At 61.9% G+C, this 22358-nt stretch carries 23 protein-coding genes; 5 read left to right on the top strand and 18 right to left on the bottom strand.

What is annotated here, in order from left to right:
• Positions 1-26: 26 nt before the first annotated feature.
• The 11 genes from dnaG to P775_RS29450 form a co-directional block, all read right to left on the bottom strand.
• Positions 27-1994 carry a DNA primase gene (gene dnaG, locus P775_RS18080; protein ID WP_099912446.1) on the bottom strand — a complete coding sequence of 656 codons (1968 nt, stop codon included), beginning with the start codon at positions 1992-1994 and terminating at the stop codon, positions 27-29.
• Between the two features lie 247 nt (positions 1995-2241).
• Positions 2242-2541: a hypothetical protein gene (locus P775_RS18075; protein WP_099912289.1), complete on the bottom strand. Its 300-nt coding sequence runs from the start codon at positions 2539-2541 to the stop codon at positions 2242-2244.
• A gap of 125 nt (positions 2542-2666) precedes the next feature.
• A complete protein-coding gene (locus P775_RS18070; protein ID WP_099912288.1) occupies positions 2667-3257 on the bottom strand; it encodes a DUF6151 family protein in 591 nt (196 codons plus the stop codon).
• 91 nt (positions 3258-3348) lie between these two features.
• Positions 3349-4785 carry a Glu/Leu/Phe/Val family dehydrogenase gene (locus P775_RS18065; protein WP_099912287.1) on the bottom strand — a complete coding sequence of 479 codons (1437 nt, stop codon included), beginning with the start codon at positions 4783-4785 and terminating at the stop codon, positions 3349-3351.
• Between the two features lie 229 nt (positions 4786-5014).
• Entirely contained in the window at positions 5015-5518 is a 504-nt protein-coding gene (locus P775_RS18060; RefSeq protein ID WP_099912286.1) for a hypothetical protein, read from the bottom strand.
• A gap of 112 nt (positions 5519-5630) precedes the next feature.
• A complete protein-coding gene (locus P775_RS18055; protein ID WP_099912285.1) occupies positions 5631-6710 on the bottom strand; it encodes a DUF1513 domain-containing protein in 1080 nt (359 codons plus the stop codon).
• 2 nt (positions 6711-6712) lie between these two features.
• Complete coding sequence (locus P775_RS18050; protein WP_099912284.1) at positions 6713-7702, bottom strand: imelysin family protein; 990 nt, start codon at positions 7700-7702, stop codon at positions 6713-6715.
• A complete protein-coding gene (locus tag P775_RS18045; protein ID WP_245875750.1) occupies positions 7699-9273 on the bottom strand; it encodes a di-heme oxidoreductase family protein in 1575 nt (524 codons plus the stop codon). Before P775_RS18045 ends, P775_RS18050 begins: the two co-directional genes overlap by 4 nt.
• Before the next feature lie 123 nt (positions 9274-9396).
• Complete coding sequence (locus P775_RS18040) at positions 9397-10659, bottom strand: imelysin family protein (protein WP_099912283.1); 1263 nt, start codon at positions 10657-10659, stop codon at positions 9397-9399.
• A gap of 260 nt (positions 10660-10919) precedes the next feature.
• Positions 10920-12614 carry an adenine deaminase gene (ade, locus tag P775_RS18035; protein ID WP_099912282.1) on the bottom strand — a complete coding sequence of 565 codons (1695 nt, stop codon included), beginning with the start codon at positions 12612-12614 and terminating at the stop codon, positions 10920-10922.
• A 182-nt stretch (positions 12615-12796) separates the two neighbouring features.
• Positions 12797-12922: a hypothetical protein gene (locus P775_RS29450; protein ID WP_281256105.1), complete on the bottom strand. Its 126-nt coding sequence runs from the start codon at positions 12920-12922 to the stop codon at positions 12797-12799.
• 104 nt (positions 12923-13026) lie between these two features.
• Between P775_RS29450 and P775_RS18030 the strand changes: the two genes are divergently transcribed.
• Entirely contained in the window at positions 13027-13752 is a 726-nt protein-coding gene (locus tag P775_RS18030; protein ID WP_099912281.1) for a PRC-barrel domain containing protein, read from the top strand.
• A gap of 4 nt (positions 13753-13756) precedes the next feature.
• Here P775_RS18030 and P775_RS18025 read toward each other — a convergent pair whose 3' ends face one another.
• Genes P775_RS18025 through P775_RS28160 form a run of 5 tightly spaced genes read right to left on the bottom strand, consistent with a single transcriptional unit; the run spans position 13757 to position 17934 of the window.
• Positions 13757-14518, bottom strand: coding sequence for a gamma-glutamyl-gamma-aminobutyrate hydrolase family protein (locus P775_RS18025; RefSeq protein WP_099912280.1), 762 nt, complete (start codon positions 14516-14518; stop codon positions 13757-13759).
• Complete coding sequence (locus P775_RS18020; protein ID WP_245875749.1) at positions 14515-15432, bottom strand: amidoligase family protein; 918 nt, start codon at positions 15430-15432, stop codon at positions 14515-14517. The genes P775_RS18025 and P775_RS18020 overlap by 4 nt, the downstream gene beginning before the upstream one ends.
• Before the next feature lie 54 nt (positions 15433-15486).
• Positions 15487-17214 carry a sensor histidine kinase gene (locus P775_RS18015; RefSeq protein WP_099912278.1) on the bottom strand — a complete coding sequence of 576 codons (1728 nt, stop codon included), beginning with the start codon at positions 17212-17214 and terminating at the stop codon, positions 15487-15489.
• A 1-nt stretch (position 17215) separates the two neighbouring features.
• The gene (locus P775_RS18010; RefSeq protein WP_099912277.1) at positions 17216-17773 is read right to left on the bottom strand and encodes an RNA polymerase sigma factor; all 558 of its coding nucleotides are present in this window, start codon (positions 17771-17773) and stop codon (positions 17216-17218) included.
• Positions 17770-17934, bottom strand: a complete 165-nt coding sequence (locus tag P775_RS28160) for a NepR family anti-sigma factor (protein WP_180287492.1) — start codon at positions 17932-17934, stop codon at positions 17770-17772. Before P775_RS28160 ends, P775_RS18010 begins: the two co-directional genes overlap by 4 nt.
• 163 nt (positions 17935-18097) lie before the next feature.
• On the opposite strand from P775_RS28160, the gene P775_RS18005 reads away from it, so the two are divergent.
• On the top strand, positions 18098-18898 hold the full coding sequence (locus P775_RS18005; RefSeq protein ID WP_099912276.1) for a response regulator: 801 nt from the start codon (positions 18098-18100) through the stop codon (positions 18896-18898).
• Positions 18899-18992: 94 nt separating this feature from the next.
• Here P775_RS18005 and P775_RS18000 read toward each other — a convergent pair whose 3' ends face one another.
• Together P775_RS18000 and P775_RS17995 are read right to left on the bottom strand one after the other, a co-directional pair.
• Complete coding sequence (locus P775_RS18000) at positions 18993-19157, bottom strand: DUF1328 domain-containing protein (RefSeq protein WP_099912275.1); 165 nt, start codon at positions 19155-19157, stop codon at positions 18993-18995.
• Positions 19158-19181: 24 nt separating this feature from the next.
• Positions 19182-19370, bottom strand: a complete 189-nt coding sequence (locus tag P775_RS17995) for a PLD nuclease N-terminal domain-containing protein (protein WP_425439921.1) — start codon at positions 19368-19370, stop codon at positions 19182-19184.
• A 475-nt stretch (positions 19371-19845) separates the two neighbouring features.
• Between P775_RS17995 and P775_RS17990 the strand changes: the two genes are divergently transcribed.
• The 3 genes from P775_RS17990 to accC all read left to right on the top strand — a co-directional run bounded on the left by P775_RS17990 (position 19846) and on the right by accC (position 22357).
• The gene (locus P775_RS17990; RefSeq protein ID WP_099912273.1) at positions 19846-20313 is read left to right on the top strand and encodes a hypothetical protein; all 468 of its coding nucleotides are present in this window, start codon (positions 19846-19848) and stop codon (positions 20311-20313) included.
• A 192-nt stretch (positions 20314-20505) separates the two neighbouring features.
• Positions 20506-20994, top strand: coding sequence for an acetyl-CoA carboxylase biotin carboxyl carrier protein (accB, locus tag P775_RS17985; RefSeq protein WP_099912272.1), 489 nt, complete (start codon positions 20506-20508; stop codon positions 20992-20994).
• Positions 20995-21004: 10 nt separating this feature from the next.
• Positions 21005-22357 carry an acetyl-CoA carboxylase biotin carboxylase subunit gene (accC, locus tag P775_RS17980; protein WP_099912271.1) on the top strand — a complete coding sequence of 451 codons (1353 nt, stop codon included), beginning with the start codon at positions 21005-21007 and terminating at the stop codon, positions 22355-22357.
• Position 22358 lies beyond the last annotated feature (1 nt).

The raw sequence follows: 22358 nt of genomic DNA, 5'->3' as shown, positions 1-22358 counted from the left end.
GATTTGTTTACTTATTCCTCACCAATCTAGTGAGATTTCCTAGGTTTGCCACCACGGGTGGCATCTAATGATTCGAACAGCGTCCGACTACGCTGCAATTCTTCTGCATCCAACTGCACCCCATTCGCGGCTGTGACATAATCCGCGCTGTCTTCTTGCTGCGCCCGCTGCGCAGAAGAACGCGCCTCTGCGGCCTGACCCAGCCGCCATGTGACGGATTCATCCGCAAGATCCCCCTGCAGATCCTCAACACCTTCGGCAATACCCAGGGTCTGCCTGCGGTGCGCCTCCAGCTTCGCCAGCTCCTCTGCCACGGTCATCCGTGCCAGGTCGGCATTACCGGGATTTCGTACGCAGGGAGTTATGGCAACGTGGCGTGCCGAATACAGGGTTTCAAGGGCCTGTCCACCAATTGCTGCCTCAGCAAGGCGCCGCACCTCTGCCGGGGCCTGCCCCAAAGAGCGCAGAAGACAGTCGCGCAAATCGCGGTGCACGGCATCACTGCAGGGCATCAGTTCAAGCTGCGGCTCGAATTCATCAACCAGTTGAGGGGTAGAGAGCAATGCCGCGAGGATCACCGCCTCACGCAGCTGTTCCTGCGCCTGTTCGCCAGCCGAAACAAGAAGCGAGGCCTTGGCACTGGCGCTTGGCGGTTTTGGTGCATTCCAGGCCGTCTTGCCCCAGCCGCCAGACGTCCGCTTGGCTGGCCGCTGACGGAAGAGGCCCCATCGCAACTGCTTGATATCTTCGCCATAATGGCTGCGCAGACTTGGATCCTTAATCTGCATGATCCTCTCGCGCAGCACCTTGTCCAGCGCGGCCTTGCGTTCGGGACTGTCGAAAACCTTCCCTTCCGTCTCGCGCTGCCACAGAAGCCGCACCATGGGTATGGCGGCATCCAACACCTTGCGCACGCCCCCTGCCCCCTCGGCCCGGATCAGATCGTCCGGATCCTTGCCCTCTGGCATAAGCGCAAAACGCAGCGATTTTCCGGACTCCAGCAAGGGCAGCGCCAGATCGATCACCCGGTAGGCGGCGCGCACCCCCGCCGTGTCGCCATCCAGCGCTACAACCGGTTCCTGAGATATCCGCCACAGCAGCTGCAGCTGCATTTCCGTCACCGCCGTGCCCAAAGGCGCCACCGCCGCGCCAAAGCCGGCCTCGACCAGGGCAATCACATCCATATAGCCCTCGGCCACGATCAGCGGCTGACCTTTGCCCGCCGCCGCACGGGCGGGGCCGTGATTATAGAGGTTGCGACCTTTGTCGAAGAGCTCTGTCTCGGGCGAATTCAGGTATTTGGCGGTGTCGCTCGGGTCCATCGCCCGGCCACCAAAGGCGATGCAGCGGTCGCGCGCATCGCGAATCGGAAACATGATGCGGTTGCGAAAGACATCATAAGGCTTGCCGCCCTTGGACGAAGCCTTACCCAGCCCCGCGGCCATGATCAGCTCTTCGGCGACCCCCTTGCCACGCAGATGCTCCCAGAGCGCCTGCCAACCGTCCGGCGCCAATCCGATACCAAACTTTTCCCGCGTCGCTTCGGACAGGCCACGCTTGTCCAGATAGGCCCGCGCCGCGCCGCCCGCGCCGGTCTTCAACTGCAAGCGATAGAAGGCGACAGCCATTTCCATGACCTCTACCAGCTGCGTGCGACGATCCGCCTTGACCTGCGCTTGCGGATCCCGCTCCGGCACAGGCATGCCCGCCTCGGCGGCGAGGATTTTTATCGCCTCCATGAACTCGACATTCTCGGTCTCACGCACAAAGGAAATCGCATCCCCTTTGGCATGGCAGCCAAAGCAGTAATAGAATCCCTTGCGGTCATCCACATGGAAAGACGCGCTTTTTTCCTGATGGAAGGGGCACGGCGCCCACATGTCACCCTTGCCCTGATTGGATTTATGCGTGTCCCACATGACTTTGCGCCCCACGACCTGAGACAGGCTCGTGCGTGTGCGCAATTCATCCAGGAAACCAGGGGGCAGACTCATGCGCGTATTATCCCAAGCGGCCGTGCCAAAGTCCAGTGGCACGAACAAAGCTGGCATGGACAAGGGGCTCTGCCCCCGTCCGCGCGTTGCGCGGCCTCCCCCGGGATATTTGCGGGCAGATGAAGCACACCAACATTTCGGCCTTCATCTGCCCTTAAATATCCCCGCCGGAGGCATCACAAGTGTTCAAAACCTGTGACACCCAAATCCGGGCGTCACGCCTGCCGCGCGCGCCGCTGGATCAGTCTTATTGCTTGAGGCAAGCCTGCGCCCAGCTGTCGCCCACACCAGCGCCCAGCTGGTCCTGCGGCAGGGTGTAGACCCAATCGACCACGGCAGGCACAATCGCTGCGTATTTCTGGGAGGGGCCTTTCAGGCTGGCTTCGACCTGCTGTTTCGCAGCACCATTGTCCGCACCTGCGCTGCGCGCCCCAACCGCCTGCATCACCAGTCCGGCCTGCAGAGTGCATTCCGTCTTATCCAGCGCCAGTGCGCCCGTGGCGGTCAGGGTCAAAGCCGCCAGTGCGGTCAGCATCGTGAATTTCATAAGCAAGCTATCCTGTGTCTGCGGAATTATGGTCACAGGATAATGCCTGCCCGGGGCACTGTCACCCATGCGACGGTGCGCTGATTGATGACATTGCCGTGTGATCGCGTCTTGTGCCGTGCGGATCATCCGGCATAGGCGGCCCTGCGTTCTGTCGCGTCCAGCACATGGGGCTGGGCGACGGGGCGGCCTTGTTCATCAAAGAACGGGCTTCTGCGGGCCGTGCCCGCGAGATAGGCCTTGGTCGAACGGCGCAGCAGCCCGCCAAGCATACCGATCAGTCCCTTATCCTTTTTCGGGGCTCCGGGTTCACGCAGCGCCATTTTGGTAAAACCGAGGCAAGCGACAGGTCCGAAGGGCGCGATATCCGCAAACAGCGGCCGCCACAGGCCCGCCAGCGGCACTTTGGATGTGCCTACGGTATTGGCCAGCGGCGTGCCGCAACAGGCCGCGTACCAGCGGTACAGCCCCTTTTGCGACAGCCGCAGGCAGGCGATTTGCGCAACCCCAGCCGTGATCTTGATGTGCGCAGGCAGCACCTGAACCAGCGGAGAGCCGCCGCCCGGTTCGAGCTGGTCCGCAACCTTCATATGATGAGCGAAGGCGCGGCAATCGGCGCAATAGCAAATCAGATGGCAGACGTCGTGTGGGGTGACATCGTGCAATACGCCCCGGAGTGCGCCGCAGCGGCAGGAAAAGTCGAGATCACCCGGCATGAAGCGCACCCCTTGCTTTGTCGCGTTTGCAGCAACTCTTCCCGATCAAGAGAAGAAAGAAAAGCTGCAAGGCGTGCGCGCTGTGTTTTCGTCACAGACCCTTTGCGCGGTAGCTGGCCGCAACCTTGCCGATCGAAACAAGGTAGGCCGCCGTGCGCAGATCCTTGACGTCCCCGCGCCCATGCCAGACCTCGCGCATGGATTGGTAGGCAATGCGCATCGTGTCATCGAGGCCGGAGCGGACCAGTTCAAGCTCGCCAGCGCCGCGCAGGTATTTCTGTTTGAAATCCGGGCTCAGCGTCCAGGTCTTGCCCAGGGATTCGGAGATCCGTTCAAGCTCGTCCACCACCAGTTGGTGACGCGATTCCTCCTGGCGGCGCTGCATGCGGCCAAAGCGGATGTGGCTGAGGTTCTTGACCCACTCAAAATAGGACACGGTTACGCCCCCGGCATTTGCATACATGTCCGGAATGATGATCGTGCCCTTTTCGCGCAGGATATCGTCGGCACCGGCGGTGATCGGGCCATTCGCGGCTTCGACAATCAGCGGGGCCTGGATCTTGTGCGCGTTGCCGAGGTTGATGACCCCCTCAAGCGCTGCGGGAATCAGGATGTCGCAGGGTTCTTCCAGAACGGCGTTACCGTTTGGCGTGACAGAACCGTGCGGATAGCCGGTGATGCCGCCGTTTGTGGCGATCCACTGGTGCAGATCCTCGACATCGATGCCATTCGGGTCGGTCACCGCGCCGTCCCGTTCGATCACAGCGGTGATGCGGCAGCCGTCTTCCTCGCTCAGGAACTTGGCCGCGTGATAGCCCACGTTGCCAAGGCCCTGCACGATGACGCGCTTGCCGTCGAGCTTGCCCGACAGGCCGGCCTTCGCGATATCCTCTGGGTGGCGAAAGAATTCGTGCAGCGCGTATTGCACGCCCCGGCCCGTCGCCTCTGTCCGGCCCTGGATGCCGCCGGCATTGATCGGCTTGCCTGTCACACAGGCGGCCGCGTTGATGTCTGTGGTGTTCATGCGGCGGTACTGATCGGCGATCCAGGCCATTTCGCGTTCACCCGTGCCCATATCGGGCGCTGGAACGTTCTGAGAGGGGTGGATCAGGTCGCGCTTGACCAATTCATAGGTAAAGCGGCGGGTGATCAGTTCCAGTTCGTGTTCATCATAGTCGCGCGGGTTGATCCGCAGTCCGCCCTTTGAGCCGCCAAAGGGGGCTTCGACCAGCGCACATTTGTAGGTCATCAGCGCAGCGAGCGCCTCGACCTCGTCCTGATGCACGTTGGGAGCGTAGCGGATGCCGCCCTTGACCGGTTCCATATGTTCGGAATGCACCGACCGGTAGCCGGTGAAGGTCTGGATGCCGCCGCGCAGCCGCACGCCAAAGCGCACCGTGTAGGTGGCATTGCAGACACGTATCTTTTCCTCAAGGCCAGGGCTGAGATCCATCAGCGCCACGGCGCGGTTGAACATGAGGTCAACACTTTCGCGAAAGCTCGGCTCGTGGATGGGGGTGGCAGACATAGACTTCTCCATTTGCGACGGCGACAGCGACTCAGTTTCGCCTGTTTTTCGTGCACCCACCCTAGGACAACCTATCCCGGATGACGCCCCCCATTCTGCCTATGCGCGACACTCCGCAGCGGACTGCCCTGCACAAGACACAGTTGAGCGCTGCGTGCCGTCGCAAAAGACGCAGAAAAGCCTTCAGAATATACTAAAATCGCCTGCTTTTAGGGGACCTTGACCGCGTTTAGTCGAATTTTGTCAGATCGCCCGGAACCGGGCCATTGCCTGCGATCATGGCGGCGATCATATCGGCCATGGGACGGGTCAGCGGCCCGGGGGTGACGCCGCCCACGGCAACGCGCCGCCCCAACCGCCACCACATGCCCGGGCGCCAGCAGCGCGATTGCGGCTGTTTCAGAATCAGGGTGAAGCCGTTCGAGGGTTTGAACGCGAAGACCCCGCGATCAATCTTTTCCACATCGGCGATGCGCGCCAGAACCGTGCCGGTGCTGTCGCGCAATTCGTGTTCGGTCAGTTCGATGGCGACGGTGGTGGCGCGCATCATTGCGTAGCCCAGCCAGAGCGCGCAGGTGCCCATTGCCAGCAGAAGGATTTGCCAGACCACAGTCGGCGGCGTTGTCGCGGCGATGTAGATCAGCATGACGCCGAGGATCCAGAGCATGCCAACGCCCACCACCCGCCGATACGCCGAGGCGCCGACCTCTGCCAGTATCCGTGTATCGCTCATCCCTGCCCCTCCGTTCGGTTTGGCCGCTCTATAGCGGATCCGGCGGGAGCGGAACAGGTGGGCTGATCTGCGGTGATTGCGGCGAAAGTCAGCGGATCAACCTGCGCAGAGTCTAGACCGGCAGAGTTACCAAATGGTTGTCCCAAGCGCGCGGTGCCGTGTTGAGGCGGGACAAGGCACCGTCGGCGACGCTGCACAGCCCGCCCAGACCGTCCGTCGTCATGAAGCCGGATTGTGCCGGGCCAACGCCCGAGACATCTGCACGGCTGATCATTTCCTGGAACGTTCCATTGGAGTCGAACACGCTGAGCACGCCCCCGTGCGGCGAGGTCAGGGCGACCTGCGCGCCGTTCCCGCTGAAGGCGATGGAGCCTGCATAGCCCTGCATCCGCATCTGTTGCGGTTCGGGGGCGGAGGCCAGTATCGGGGCCGATCCGCGACGGTGCAGCCCTAAAAGAGGCGTGAAAACATCCCCCGCCTCCTGCGTCTGCATGGCAAAGGCGACCAGCCCGTCGGACTGCAGGGCAAGGTGGCGGATCGAGTTCTGGTGCAGTTCAGGCGCGAGGGTGATCTGTTCAAGCAGCTCCCCACTGGCGCTGAAATAGCTGAGGTTCGGCATCATGGTGTCGAGGTTGAGCTTGGTCCGCTCATCATCCAGTGCGGTGCGAATGCCGCCATTCGCAATGACCAGATCATCACTGCCCGGCAAGCGCGCGATTTCATGCGGGCCGATGCCCTGTGACGCCCATTCGCCGGTGCGCCGATAGGCGCGCGTGGCATCCCAAAGGCCGATGACACCCTGCCCCGAGGCGGCATCAATCTCGGACGTATAAAGCACATCGCCGGCAGCGGAAAAGGCGCCATGGCCATTGAAACGGCGACCCTCTGGCAGGGACAATTCGTGAAGCACATGGCCATCCGCGCAGTCGATAACGAGCGCATAGGTGCCGGGACGTCGGGCAAAGGCCACGGCCAGCGGCTTGTGCGGGTGACCGGCGGCGGCATGGCCACGTGCAGGCAGCGGGACGCGGAATGTGTCCTGCCCCGAGGTGCCCAGACCGAACAGCGCATAGCTGCCGTCCGGTTCACGCGCGGCGGCCAGATAGCGGGGGTTGCCCGCATCGGCCCATGTGAGCGTGGGCAGCGCAGAGGCGGCAAGCAGGGAGGTGAGGAAGGTGCGGCGTGTGGCCATGATCAGTCCCCGTCCCCGGCGTTGAAGCCTTTGCTCACCCCAAGGGCGGGGCCGACTTCGGACAGGACAGCAACCTCGGCCGCCTTGACCTTTTGTTGCAGGATCTCGACCTTGAGCCGGTCGCTGACATCGCTGACCATGTCGAAAGTCGGATCGTTCAGCTCTGCCGCCGTGCTGGCCGCAGCGGCGAACGCCGCGTCGGTTGCGGGCAGGGGCGCGTCAACCAGCGTGTCGGTCAGGTTCTGCAAGGCGTTGATTGACAGGGTGACGTTGCGCAGGGACCGTTCGGAGCGGCGCGCCTCTGCCCGGTTGGGGCGGGGGCTGTCAAAGGTGCCAAGCGGGCGGCCAAGGCGTTCGTTGGCCGTGAATTCCAGACCGGCGACGAGGTTGGTGTAAAGGACCTGAAGCCCCTCTTCCCTGGTCAGGTAGGTGGTGTTGCCCGGCGCGCCAGCGGTGCGCAGGGTTTCTGCATATCCATCTTTCCACGCGTCCGACACTTTGCCCGCGATATCCGCCAGATCGGCGGTCACGGCGCGGACCAGATCGCAGGTATAGGGGGCGGTTGCATCGAACTGGTCATCATAGAGCAGGAATTCCAGCGCAAAGAGGCCCCGTGCGGCGACCGAGACATCCTTGAACGCCTTGGGGTCTTTCACGATGGGGTCTTCGTCGGCGATCAGGCGGGACAGGCCCTTGGGGGTCATCCCCTTGGCATCTGGCCAGAAGGCGATGATGACCGAACGGCCCTCGTCCTCGACCGGGCCGAAACGCAGATGGCTGACGCCCATCCAGGCGTCAAAGGCGGCGTTCCAGTCGGATTTGAGCGTGTCGGGTTCGCAGCTGTCGGCGGCAGCGTCGCTGAGCGCGGCGGTGGTGTCGGCAAAGGCGGCGTAGCCCGGCAGGATGTAATCATCGACGGCATGAGCCAGATCAGCAAGGGCGGGGCTGGCGGTCAGGGCCAGCGCGGCGATGAGGGCGGGAAAATGTTTCACAGGCTCTCCAGATAGGTGATCAGGGCGGCGCGATCGGTGGGCGGCATGTCCATCACGGCCTGTTTCTGCGGCTCGGCTTCGCCGCCATGCCACAACACGGCCTCGAGCAAAGTGCGGGCGCGGCCATCGTGCAGATAGGTTTGCAGCCCGCTGACGGTTTGCGTCATGCCGATGCCCCAAAGCGGCGCTGTGCGCCATTCACTGCCGCTGGCCAGACCATCGGGGCGGTTGTCGGCAAGGCCCGGGCCCATGTCGTGCAGCAAGAGGTCTGTATAGGGCCAGATCAGCTGAAAGCTCTGCTCGGGCTGACCGTCAAGCCGGGAGGTGACAAATTTCGGCTGGTGACAGGAGGTGCAGCCGGTTTCGTAGAACACCTGCTTGCCCTGCAGCACCGTCGGGTCATCCACATCACGCCGCGCGGGCACGGCGAGGTTGCGCGCGTAATAGGTGACAAGGTCCAGACCATCAGCACCGATTTCGCTGTTCTCAGGGCTGCCGGTGTTGCCGTTGGGCGCGGCGCGGCAGTCAGCCTCTGCCGCTGTGCAATCGCCGTAACCTGCGGGGAAGATGGGCGTGGAAATGCCCATGTCGCCAGCAAAGGCCCCGGCGGATTGTTCGCGGATCGACGGGGCGCCGGCCTTGTAGCCAAAGCGGCCCAGCATCGGGCGGTTGAATTGCGCCGACCAGACCTTTTGCGCACGGCCCGAAATGCCATCGCCATTGGCATCCTTGGGGTCGGCAAGGGCAAGGATATCCTCGGCCGGGATCGCCTCAAGCAGGCCGAGGCCGATCATTTGCGGGGCGACCCGTGGCGAGAGCATCGCGCCGGGGGCCAGCGGGCCATAGCCGAGGTCAGCGGCCTTGTAGGTCGGCACACGCAGGCTGGCGGTTTCGCCGCCAGAGAGGGTGATGGGTTCATCCGCATAGGAGACGTCGAACCGGTATTCGGCCTTGTGGCCCTGAATGGCGAAATCCTGCATCTGACCGCCATAGGTCGGATCGGGGCGTGTGCGCGGCCCACCCTCGCCTATACCGACAAGGAAGGCTTCGATCTCGCTCATCGGTTCGTCATCGGCGGCGGGGACAGAGACGCGCAGGAAGATCGACACGGCGTCATCATCCGGCCCCTCGGGCGGGTGGCCGCGACCATCCTTGAGATGGCAGGACTGGCAGGAGCGGGCGTTGTAGAGCGGGCCGAGGCCGTCAGAGACAAGAGTCGACGACGGGGACGACACCCAGAGCTTGCGGAACAGGCCATCGCCGACCTTGAAATCCAGTTCTTTCTCAAAGGCCATATTGCCCGAGGACTGGGAAAAGGCATCTGCCGTGTCGCGCGCCCGCACTGTGGCGGCGCCACCGCCATTCGCCTCGAACGGTTCAGCGGTGGTGAAATCCGCGGTGGGGCTGGTGGCGGCGCGGATGCGTGCGATCTCGGCCTTGGTGCGGGGGATGGCATCCAGATGCGGATGCGCGAGGTCTATGGAGCTGTCGGACTGTGCTGGTGGCGCGAAACCGGCGCAAACAAGAAGGGCGGCGATCATCGTGAGCTGCAGGCGTGCAAGGGGAGTCATGCTGAAACGTCCATGGGAAGGGCCCTACCCAGACAGGTGCCGGACCGGGCTTAATTTGTGGTCAAGATGCAGGTCGCACGCGCCAAGTTCAACCCGGCGCGCCGCTGCATCTTTTGGGGCAGTTTACTGGAAGACTGCGTTGGGATCGTCCAGACTGTCCGATCCTTCGAGCGTGATACCGCCGAGATCAAGTGCCGTCACAACCCGTTCAATCGCACGGGTCTGCACCACAAGGGCATCCACCGCGGACATCACCAGCTCTTCGCCTGTGTCATTGCCGCGGGCCAGCATCATATCATAAGCCATGCCGTCTTTGGTCGCGTCCACGATCTGGGTCATCTCGACCATGGTCGCGTCCAGATCATCGCGCAGTTCGGCGTCGGCCGGGGCGTTCACTTCCCCCACGAGGTCAGACAGGGACGCACCGTGGATTTTAGTACCATCGAGGCGGGTGTATTCGCCAAGATAGGCCTGCTGGATGCCCAGAGCGTCGTAATAATGGCTCCACTGGGTGTTGTCCGAGAAGCAGTCATGCTCTTCCTCGGGGTCGTTGAGGAGCACGCCCAGCTTCATCCGCTGGCCAGCCAGTTCGCCGTAAGACAGGGATCCCATGCCGGTCAGGATAGCCGTCAGCCCGGCGTTTTCGTCGGAGGTGAGGGCCGTGCGTGCATCGCCTTCGGGTGCCCATTGTGCCACCATCCATTCGAGGTCTGATAGCAGCAGGTCAGACGCCGCGTTCAAGTAATCGCCGCGACGGTCGCAATTGGCATTGGTGCAGTCGTCACCAGCGGCATAGTCGGTCCAGGACCGTGTGCCGGCACCTGCGTCGGTGCCGTTCAGATCCTGCCCCCAGAGCAGAAACTCTATGGCATGATAGCCTGTGGCGACATTCGCCTCGACCGCGTCAGCCTCTTGCAGGGAATTTTCAAGCAGGTCCGGGGTAATTTCCGATGCGTCAACTGTCTGACCAGACAGGGTAAAACTGGGGTTCGCAATGACGTTCAGCGCGGCGTAGGCGTTTTCATCCGTCGCGCCGCCATAGGCTGCATCCACATAGTCGATCAGACCTTCGTCCAGCGGCCAGGCGTTTACCTTGCCTTCCCAGTCATCGACGATCGGGTTGCCGAAACGGTAAACCTCGGTCTGCATATAGGGGATGCGGGCGGCGATCCAGGCGGTGCGGGCGTCGGCCATGGTCTGTTCGGACGGTGTGGCAATCAGCGCCTTGATCGCGGCGTCCAGCGCCTGTGCGGTGGTCAGGCTATCGGCGTATTTTGCAGCGGCAATATCGGCGTAGGTGCCAATAACTTCTGACTTTTCAACGGCCAAGGCCGGGCAGGCCGTCAGGGCGGTGGTGGCCAGACTGGCGAGAAACAGGCGTGTCATATGGAACCCTCTCCGTAAAATAACCGGGTAATTTACCCGCTGTGCGACGGAATCGCGATGGCTGCAACCTGACCAATTCACTCAGACAAGTCAAATCCGATTATTTTAGTGGGTCATGACAGCGCCCCCGGCAGCCCAAAAAAATCATGGAATCCTGCCGGGGTTTTCTGGCCCTGATCAGACCAAAATCACCGTATGGAAGGCGTATGGAAATCGTATGGTTTGCGTATGGCTGCGACTATGGCGCAGGGGTCAGCGGGTCACGACAGAATCTCGAATTTCAGCACATCGACCATGCCCCGGTCGGTGATCTTGAGCGAGGGAATGACCGGCAGGGCGAGGAAGGCGAGTTGCAAGAACGGCTCTTCCAAAGTGACACCCAGAGACCGCGCGGCGGCGCGCAGATCGGTCAGGGCGTCGCGCACAACCTCAAACGGTTCAAGGCTCATCAACCCGGCGACGGGCAGCGAGAGTTCGGCGAGGATCTTGCCGTCTTTGGCGACGACAAAGCCGCCCTCAATCTCGCTCAGTCGATTGGCGGCGAGGGCCATGTCGGCGTAGTCGACACCGACGCAGGCGATGTTGTGGTGATCGTGACAGACGGTCGAGGCGATGGCCCCCGATTGCAGGCCGAAACCACGCACGAACCCGGTGGCGATATTGCCGTTCTTGCCGTGGCGTTCTATCACCGAAATCCGCGCCAGATCGCGGGTGGGATCGGGGTGTTTGTCGCCTTCGTGCACCGGGATATCCTCGTGCAGGTGGTCGGTCAGGATCTGGCCCGGGCGGATGCCGATCACGTCGGTGGCGCTGCGGTTGGCGCGGGCGCGGAAATCGATGGCACTGACCTGCGGCGCGCGGACGGAATTGCGGCCCACCGGGTCGATGATGTCGCGCGCGGCAAAGGCGGCGTCATTGACCACCCTGCCCGCGCACAGGACCAGCTGCGCATTGCAGCCGCTCAGCGAGTCGATGGCGACGATATCGGCGCGCTTGCCCGGGGCGATCATGCCGCGATCCTTGAGGCCAAACGCCTCAGCCGCGGACAGAGACGCGGCGCGATAGGCGGCGAGCGGTGGCGTGCCAAGGGCGATCAGCGTGCGGATCATGTAATCAAGGTGGCCATGTTCTGCGATGTCCAGCGGATTGCGGTCATCGGTGCAGAGGCACATGTAGGGCGCTGTGCGTTCGGTGAGCAGCGGCTGGAGCGCGTGCAGATCCTTAGACACGGACCCCTCGCGGATCAGCACCCGCATGCCCTTGCGCAGTTTTTCGAGGGCTTCGGGGGCGCTGGTTGCCTCGTGTTCGGTGCGGATGCCTGCCGCGATATAGGCGTTGAGGTCACGGCCCGAGAGCAACGGGCAATGACCGTCGATATGGCCGCCGTCGAACAAGGCCAGCTTTTCCATCGCCTGTGGGTCGCGGTGGATCACGCCGGGGTAGTTCATGAATTCGGCCAGACCGATCGCCGAGGGGTGGCCCATCAGCGGGGCAAGATCCGCAGCCAGCAGTTCGGCCCCGGCGGTTTCCATATGGGTCGAGGGCACGCAAGAGCTGAGCTGGACGCGGATGTCCATCACGGTGCGCTCGCTCGCGGATTGGAAATAGCGGATGCCGTCGGCGCCGATGACATTGGCAATCTCATGCGGGTCGCAGATGGCGGTGGTGACACCACGCGGCGCGACGCAGCGGTCGAATTCGAACGGCGTGACAAGCGAGGATTCGATGTGCAGATGCGTGTCGATGAACCCGGGCACAAGGGTGAGCCCGGTGACGTCGATCACCTCTGTGCCTTCGTAGCCGTCGCAGATGCCGACGATGGTGTCGCCGCAGATGGCGACATCGCCGGTCAGCATCTCGCCGGTCATCAGATCAAAGATCTGACCGCCGCGCAGGACCAGATCGGCGGGTTCGTCGCCGCGTGCCTGTGCAATACGCTGTGTGAGATTGGACATGTGTCAGCCCCCTGTTGTCAGAATTGCCTTTGGTTCAGCCTATAGCGCAATGATGCCAAGGTGCCACTGACCTGCACAGATTTCATGAAGGGGGCGGGACAAAAAAAAACGGCGGGTGTTCTCCCGCCGCTTTTTCTGACGCAAAGCTTGCGCCGGCTCAGATAGATTTCATGTGAATGCGTTTAGCCCATGCGGGATCTGTCTTCATCCTTCATGTCATTCACATCGCGCCGGCTGGTAAGCGCCACGATAAGAGCCGCAATCAGGGTGAGAGCGGCCAATCCAGCAAGGAATATGTCCGTCGTCATAGCTCTTTCCTCATGTTGCCTTTGGCTGTTCAACGCGCGCGGAACCTTGCAAGTTCCGGAACCCGTGGGCTGTTCACGGGTTTGGGATGTAAGGAGGCATCACAATGCTAAGAAGTTTCGATGATCTTGTCAGATATCAGGCCCGAATGGGCGAAGATCGCTTTCCCATCACCGACCTTTTGTTCAATGCGCAGGACGGCGCGCTGAAATACCTGATGGTGGATACAGGCGGCTGGCTGGACAGCCAGCAGGCGCTGGTTGCGGCCTCTCTGGTCGGGGAGATGACTGTGGACACCGCCGAGGTGGTGCTGAAGGCGACGCCCGAGGAGTTTGCACAAGCGCCGCGCTGGGAGGGCGAGCATCAGCCGCTGTTTCCGATCCTGAGCAATCTGCCGCCGCTGGTTGTGGGGCCGTTTGGCGGGACCTATGCGCCGCTGGCGCTGGCCGCCGAGATCGACGCCGAAACGGACGCCGAAGACGCGGACAGGGACCCGCGCGCAGAGGCCGCGATGAAGCGGTTCGAGACGGCAAAAAGCTGGCTGGGGGTGGATATCTTTGGCCGCGACGGCGCACTGGGCGTGCTGGACGATCTGCTGCTGGACCCTGAAACGGGGCGGATCACCCATCTGGTGATCGACAATGGCAAGGTTCTGAGCGGCAAGCTGCTGGTGGTGCCCTATTCGGTGCTGCGCTACCGCGCGGGCGGCGGGCATCTGGTGCTGGACACCAATGCCGAAGCCTTGGGGAAGGCGCCGCAGATAGATCAGATCGACCGGCTGGAGCGGCACTGGCATCACGATGTGCACAATTACTACATGATCCCGGTCTGACCGCTCAGGCGTCGGAGGCATAAAGCGCGGCTTCGACGCTGGCCTCTTCCTCGGCCGCGGCGATCTGGCCGACCTGTGCCGCATGGGCGCGGGCGGCCTGGGCAAGGGCCGCAAAGATGCGGCGGTGGGCGCGGCGGTAGAACAGGTGTTCGGGATGCCACTGCACGCCCATGGCAAAGGGGTCTGTGGTGCGTTCGATGGCCTGGATCATGCCACCGCTGTCGCGCGCAGCGACACGTAGCTGATCGCCCAGACGGTCAACGGCCTGAGAATGCAGCGCGTTGACATAGACCTGCGCCTGCCGCGTGGTGCGGTAGAGCAGGCTGTCAGGAGTCACATTCACACATTTGCGCGGCAGTATCGTCTTGTATTGTTTGGAATCGTAGACGCGATAGGCGTCCTGATGCAGATTTCCGCCGAGCACAATGTTGAGCATCTGCGAACCGCGACAGATCCCGAGGATCGGCAGGCGTTTTTCGAAGGCGCCTTCAAGCACGGCCTTTTCCAGCGCGTCGCGGTCGGGATCGAGGCGGACGCCCATGCGCAACTCGCCACCATAAAGCGTTGGGGCGATGTCGTCGCCGCCGCCGATGATGACGCCATCAACTGCGTTCAGATCAACCTTTTCCGACCCGCTTTGCCAACGCACGGAGCGCGCGCCCGCGATCCAGAGGCTGAGCTTCATCAGCGGATAGATCCGCCAGCCTGACTTGCGCGAGACGGTGACACCGATGACGGGGCGATGTTTCTTGCTGAGCAGGCTCATAAAGCTGCCTGCACCATCGTCCTTGAGGCCTTGGTCCAGTCCCCCCGCAGGGAGGTGAAGGAGCCGCGGTGCTTTTTCCAGCCGTCTTTGAGCTGGTCCAGGAGGGCGGCATTCTGCGCGATCTTTTCGACCGTCACCCAGCGGTTCCATTCCAGCGCGAGGGACCAGTCATCCTCGTCCATGCGGCAATCGGGCAGACGGTAGTGATAGGTCGGGCGCGCGCCGATGGGTTTGAGGTCCATCACCTTGCCCACGCGATCCGGGTCCAGATGGGTGAACAAAGCGAGCATATCGAGCGCGTGGTTCCGCGACGGTGCCTTTTTGAGGTAAAGGTCGATGAGCGCGGTCATGTCCGCGATGCCCCCCCGGGCCAGCGCATCCACAAGCGCGCGCGGATAGGGATCGACAAAGGGCAGCGCGCGGCGCGACAGGTCAATATGCGCCTCGTCACGCAAGGCATCCTCGTACAGCGCAAAGGCGGTCAGGATCGGCAGGACGTCGGAGAGATCAGTGCCCGTCACCTCTGGATTGAAATGCACGCCGAAGCCGAGAAAGATGCCGGCATTGGTGCCGGTGGCCCCTGCCCTGCGCAGGCTTTGCAGGACGGCATCCAGCTTCGGAATGTCGGAAGGCTGCAGCGGGGCTGTCACGATTTCGACCGGCACCACGGCGGCGGCGATTTCGCGGATGCACTTTTCCAGCTGGGTTTCGGCATCAGCCAAATAGCGGCTGTCGAGATACACTTCGACGTCGCCAAGGCTGCTGCCACGCAGGACACTCCCCTGTTCGGGGCGGGTGTCGATATCGCCGCCCAGGTCCTGTTGCATGATCTCTGCCACACGTTCCTCGGACAGGCCACCAAGTTCCACCTCGACCCCAACGCGGCGGATTTCACCGGCGTTTGTGCGGGGCATGGGGAGATCTATCAGAGAAACGCTCATCTTGGGGCTGCTCCTTTGCGGGGGCGGTCAGTAATCGCCCGCTTCGGGGATGAAATCGGTCAGGGTGAATTCGACACGCACGGTATAGATGTCGTCAATGGCGCCTTGTTCAAGTTCACCGCCCAGCTGGGTGGAAAAAGCACGAATCAGACGCGAGCCAAGCCCGGTGCTGTTTGAGGGTTCACAATCCTCTCCGCTGCAGGTGTTCGAAATCTCGATCACTGCGCGGTTTGCGCCCACCCGGTTGAAGCGGATCGAAACACGCGAGGCACCATTCGGATCGGGGCGGATGTATTTCACCGCATTGGTCAGCGCCTCTGCGGTCAGCAGTGACAGCGGGACCGCCTGATCCGGGTAAAGTTCGACATGCTCAAGATTGGTCTCAAGCTTGACGCGTGACGGGCTTTGATCCGCCACAAGAGACATCTGATGGATCAGATCGTCCAGCAGGCGCCCGGCATCCACATGGCCCAGATCTTCGGTCTGGTAGAGGTTGCGGTGGATCGTGGCGAGGCCGCGGATGCGTTCCTGGAGACGGCGCAGAACCTGTTGGGTCTCATAGGAATCGCTTTGGCGGATCTGCATGTTCATGATCGAGGAAATCAGCTGCAGGTTGTTCTTGACCCGATGATGCACCTCTTTCAGCAGGATCGTCTTTTCGCGCAGGGCGTTTTCAAGCTGCGCCTCGTCCTGCAGGATGGCGTCGGCCATGTGCAGGAAATCGCTCTCCATGTCGCGCAATTCAAGCGCCATCTGATCGCCGGCCGTGACCTGAGGCACACGGCGGTTGCGGGCGAAGTTGCGCATCTGCTGGCTGAGCGTGCGCACATGGCGGATCACCAGACGGTTGATGGCAAGAAAGGCCACGATGACGCTGGCCGCCCACATGAGGAACGGCAGCAGCTTGGCAAAATCGTTGACCTGAACGGCCGTGGCAGCGCTGCCGTCCTGTGGCCAGATGCTGAGCGCGTAGACCAGCCCGGGCACCAGTGGGGCGACAGCAAAGATCCGGGTCTGACCATCGGCGCTGCGCGCCTTGAAGCTTTGCGCGGTGGTTTGCGACAGGGTGGCAAGGTCGAGCGCATCCGGCAGCAGTTCAACCGTGTGTTCGCGGGGCGAGCGCGAGGACAGCACCTGCCCCGAGGTGTTGAAGGTCAGCAACTCGGCCATATCGCTGTCGGGATCGGGCAAGGCGCTGTCACGCAGGCCGATCGCCGGGATCGACAGCGCCACATAACCTGCGAGGGTGTCGTTGCGATAAAAGGGTTCGGCGACCATCAGGACCGCGGTCTTGCTGATGCGGGGGGCCTCGTTCAACTGGACGGTCGAATGGGGATTGTTGACGATAAACTGGAAATTCGGCGAAGTCGAGATATCGATGACCTCTCCAGACGAAGAGCAGCGCAGGATGCCATCCTCGGACAGGATACCAGCGAAGGACACGCCGGGCTTTGAGGTCACGTATTCCTTGAACAGGGCGGAACACTGCGCGTCATCGTCCGGAAACAGGATCGCCGCAGAGCCGAGCGCCTGAGCGGCGCCCAGAGCGCGCAAGATGGTCTGACGTTCGCCAGAGGCGGCGGATTCCGTCAGTGCGGCAAGGCTGAGCTGCGTGCGGGCACGGGTTTCTTCGCTCAGCTGCGCGGTCTGCATATAGGCGACCACCCCCAGGGGAATGAGGGCGATCGACAAAAAGCCGATGATGCGCGCCGCCAGCCCGCCGGGCAGCGGGCGGGGGCCTGCAGCTGCGATCATGTTAACCTACCGACGCTGTTCTGTTGCCTGAGATCACCGCAAGTGTGGCACCATCGGTCATCTCCAGCGCCTCTCCCATGTCGAGATGCATGAGTTCAGCGAGGCGGGCACGGGCGCGGTTGGTGCGGCTTTTGATTGTGCCGACAGCGACGCCGCACATGCCGGCCGCCTCTTCGTAGGAAAAGCCGGAGGCCCCGACAAGAATAAGCGCCTCGCGCTGTTCATCGTTGAGTTTGGCAAAGGCCGCGTGGAAATCGGTCATCTGCAGGCGGCCGTCATGAGCCGGCTTTTCGGAAAGCGAGGCGGTGTAGACGCCGTCGACATCCGCGACTTCGCGACCGGCCTTGCGCCGGTTGGAATAATAGGTGTTGCGCAGGATCGTGAACAGCCAGGCGCGCATGTTGGTGCCAGGCTGGTAGCTGTCGATCTTGGTCCAGGCCTTCACCAGGCTGTCTTGCACCATGTCATCAGCCAGCGCGCCGTTGCGCGTCAGGCTGAGCGCAAAGGCACGCAGCGCCGGAAGGTGTTCGACGATCTCGTCACGGGGATCACCGCTCATTTTGTATCCCCATGATTTCCGTCACCCTGCTGATTTTTCAGCTGAGAGAGCAGATCCAGAAATCTGTCGGGAACTTTTTCGTCCAGCATGTCCTGATAAACCCGCTTGAGGTTTTCATCGATTACTTGTGACTGCTGTGCCTTGTTGCGATCCTGCGCCATTCTCTTACCTTGTATTTTGGATGCGCCCCAGCACCCCAACCCGTCGACAGCGCCGCAGCGCCATGAGAAAACGACAAAAAACCGCTTTTGCCGCGCTCTTCTCGGGAACTAACTGGCGCTGCAGACGTTTGGTTCCAGAAAAAGTGCAAGAAGGACAATAAACATGACACAGGTGGATCTCAGCAGCGAAGTTGGCGCTGCTCTGCCGTACCTTCGGCGTTACGCGCGCGCTCTGACGGGCAGTCAGAGCAGTGGTGACAACTATGCGGCAGCCACTCTGGAGGCGGTTCTGGCCGACCGCAGCATCATCGAGGAGGCGTCTTCACCCAAGGCCGGGTTGTTCGCGATGTTCCACGGTATCTGGGTCACCACAGGTGCGCCCGTGGAAGCCGAGGATGCAGGCCCCCGGGCGGCTGCCCAAAAACATCTCCAGCGTCTGACGACAAACAGCCGAGAGGCGCTTTTGTTGCATACGATCGAAGAATTCACCATCGACGAGGTGGCCGAGATCATGCAGATCGGCGATGACGAGGCCGAAAAGCTGCTGGATGTTGCCCGCCAGGAAATGGCAGACGGCATTTCCGGCCGGGTTCTGATCATCGAGGACGAGGCGATCATCGCCATGGACCTTGAAAGCATCGTGGCCGATCTGGGCCACCGGGTTACAGGTGTGGCACGGACCCGCGAGGGTGCGGTCAAGCTTGGCACATCCGAAGCGCCGGACCTGATCTTGGCCGATATCCAGCTGGCGGACAATTCGTCGGGTGTGGATGCGGTGCGTGACATCCTCGCCCAGCTTGGCGATCGTCCGGTGATCTTTATCACCGCCTTCCCCGAGCGTCTGCTGACCGGCGAGCGGCCTGAACCGGCCTTCCTGATTTCGAAACCCTATTCCGAAGATCAGGTGCGGTCGGCAATTTCCCAGGCGATGTTCTTTTCATCAACAGAAACGCTCAAGGTCTGAGGCACGGGTGAAGCGACCGTCGTCGCTGGAAAAAGAAAAGCGCGCCCGGAATTCCGTGGCGCGCTTTTGCACGTGTTGACTTAGGGCGCGGGTGTCAGACCTTGCGGACAAACCGCATGATCAGCGCGACCACGAACAGTACGAGGAAGATCACAAAGAGGATCTGTGCGATCCCGGCAGAAGCAGAGGCGATACCGCCAAAGCCGAAGACACCAGCGATGATTGCGACGATAAAGAACATAAGAGCCCAGTAGAGCATGTGTTCAACTCCTGATTGGAAAGGTCAGACGCGGCTGCCGACCGACCGAGGCCCGGCCAGAAGCCAGATGATGAAGCCAAGGATCGGGAGGACGAGGATGAGCAATGTCCAGAGCACCTTTGATCCGGTGCTGCGGTTGGACCCGAAGATCGAGATGATCGCGTAGAGGTCCAGCCCGAGGACAATCAGGCCGCCCAGCCCTGCATATTCCAGCATGTGACGTTCCTTTGTTTGATCCCGCCACTGTCGGTCAGGATTTCTGGCAGATTAACGTCACAAAGCTGTGTGAGGTTCCCATGACGGCTTCGAAATTCAACCGACATGCACCAAGTGCCTGGACTCTGTGAGTTTGCCGGTCCGGGGTCCGGGCGCGCCTTTCCGCAGGGAAGGAAAGGCGTTCTGGGCGGTGCTTGTGTGCAGGTTGGCCACCGGAGACGTGTCTTCAGCACCTGCCGAAGTACTCGCTGACGAGGGGGAGGAGGGGTGCGAAGCGGCGGCGCAGGGCCTTGCTCGGGAACGCAAAAACCGGAAAACCAGCATGCGATACGGGGAATTGGTTACTATAAACAGGTGGTTACGTTAACCAGTGTGAACGAATCCCCCCATTTTCCGCGCTATTTGCAAAGATAGGTGCAGAATTTGTGATAAGGTAAACCTCTGTTACCCTGTCAGCCAAAAGGAGTTTCATATGCACTTCTCGGTCCTTCCCCCCTGGGCCGCCCCCATTTCGACGGGCCATCCCTTCGGCCTGCCCGGAACCAGCGACCAGACCAAAAGTGTAACGCGTGTTCCCACCGTTTCAAAGCAATCGTCCAGCGACTCAGGCATGATGCAGGAAAAATCGCCCTCGCAGTTCTGGCGGGTCGTCGGTGGACAGCCTGACCCTGCGACTCATGTCGCGCCACCGTCTATCATGCAGCTGAAAATAAGCGCCCTGTTGGAACAGCAGGCCCCGCTTTTGCAGGACACCGCAGAAGAGCGCGAAAAAGACGCGGATGAAGTCCGCCGCGACGCCGGCGCCGAAGAGACGGAAAGCGAGGTTCAGTTTGAGGAAGCCCGCCCTGATGCGCCGCAAACGCCGTCATCGTCGGGGTATGGCCAGCTTTCCGAAATGGCGCAGGACGCTGGTGCAAAGATTGAGGGCATCACCGCCTGAGGCCCGATCCTGGAGCGAAACGCCCCTGCCCTGCCACGGACCCCCGCCACAGCATGTGAGCGGGGCCGGGCGCTGAGCCAAGAATGGCTGCCGCAACAGCATCGCTTTTCATGCCCGGACTGATGTCCTATAAGCGGGCAACCGCATGCGCAGCCCAAGGGCATCGCGCGACAGGAACCGGGCGAGGATGGCATGACCAAGAAAACTTATGACTCTGACGTGGCCTTTATTCAGGCACTTGCAGAACTTTTGCGTGAAAACGATCTGACCGAATTGCAGGTCAAACGGGATTATGGCGAAGACGACAGTCTGAACGTCCGGGTGAGCCGCATGCAGCCGGCCCCCGCCCAGAATTATGCTGCGCCCCCGGCGCCCGGCTACGGCGCGCCAATGGCACCAGCGGCACCGGCCCCTGCGGCTGAAATGGCCGAAGATCCCGCATCCCATCCAGGCGCGGTCACCTCTCCCATGGTTGGCACGGTCTACATGCAAGGCGAGCCGGGCTCGCCGCCCTTCATCCGCGTCGGCCAGCAGGTGTCCGAAGGCGACACGCTGCTGATCGTCGAGGCGATGAAGACGATGAACCACATCCCGGCGCCCCGCGCGGGCACGGTCAAGCGAATCCTTATCGAGGATGGCGCCCCGGTCGAATACGGCGCCCCGCTCGTGATCCTCGAATAAGGCACAGGCAATGTTTGACAAGATTCTGATCGCCAACCGCGGAGAAATCGCCCTGCGAGTCATCCGTGCCTGCCGCGAGATGGGTATCGCCTCTGTGGCTGTGCACTCGACCGCCGACAGCGACGCAATGCATGTGCGCATGGCAGATGAAACCATCTGCATCGGCCCGCCCTCGTCGACCGACAGCTACCTGTCGATCCCAGCGATCATTTCAGCCTGTGAAGTCACCGGCGCGCAGGCGATCCACCCAGGTTATGGCTTTCTGTCCGAGAATGCGAAATTCGTGCAGATCGTCCAGGACCACGGGCTGACCTTTATCGGGCCGACCGCAGAACATATCCGCGTCATGGGTGACAAGATCACCGCAATCGAGACGATGAAGGCGCTGGGTGTGCCCTGCGTTCCCGGCTCTGGCGGCGCTGTACCCGACTTGGACAGCGCCCGCAGCATGGGCGCCGAAATCGGCTATCCGGTGATCATCAAGGCGACAGCCGGTGGTGGCGGACGCGGCATGCAGGTTGCGCGGAATGATTCGGAGATGGAGCGCGCCTTTCTGACCGCCCGCTCGGAAGCGAAGGCCGCCTTTGGCAATGACGAAGTCTATATCGAAAAATATCTGACCACGCCGCGCCATATCGAGATCCAGCTGTTTGGCGACGGCAAGGGCGGAGCGGTGCATCTGGGCGAACGCGACTGTTCGCTGCAGCGGCGGCACCAGAAGGTGCTGGAAGAGGCCCCCGGCCCCTGCATCAGCGAAGAAGAACGCGCACGGATCGGCAAGGTCTGCGCCGATGCGGTGGCCAAGATCAACTATGCAGGCGCGGGCACGGTCGAGTTCCTGTATGAACAGGGTGAGTTCTATTTCATCGAGATGAACACCCGCCTGCAGGTCGAACACCCGGTCACCGAAGCGATCTTTGGCGTTGATCTGGTGCGCGAACAGATCCGCGTGGCCGCAGGGCTGCCGATGTCCTTTGTGCAAGAGGATCTGAAGATCAACGGCCATGCGATCGAAGTGCGCATCAATGCCGAAAAGCTGCCGAATTTCTCGCCCTCTCCGGGGCGGATCACGCAGTACCATGCGCCGGGCGGTCTGGGCGTACGGATCGATTCCGCGCTGTATGACGGCTACAAGATCCCGCCCTACTACGACAGCCTGATCGGCAAGCTGATCGTGCACGGGCGCGACCGGACAGAGGCGCTGGCGCGTCTGAACCGGGCGCTGGGCGAGTTGATCGTCGATGGTGTGGATACGACAATTCCGCTGTTTCATGCCTTGCTGGAAGAGCCTGACATCCATTCCGGCAATTACAACATCCACTGGCTGGAACACTGGCTGGATCAGACGCTGAAACAGGGCTGAG

The organism is Puniceibacterium antarcticum (genome assembly GCF_002760615.1).
GTDB classification, from domain to species: domain Bacteria; phylum Pseudomonadota; class Alphaproteobacteria; order Rhodobacterales; family Rhodobacteraceae; genus Puniceibacterium; species Puniceibacterium antarcticum.
The sequence above is the reverse complement of the archived record's forward strand: the minus strand, read 5'-3'. Positions and strand labels throughout refer to the sequence as shown.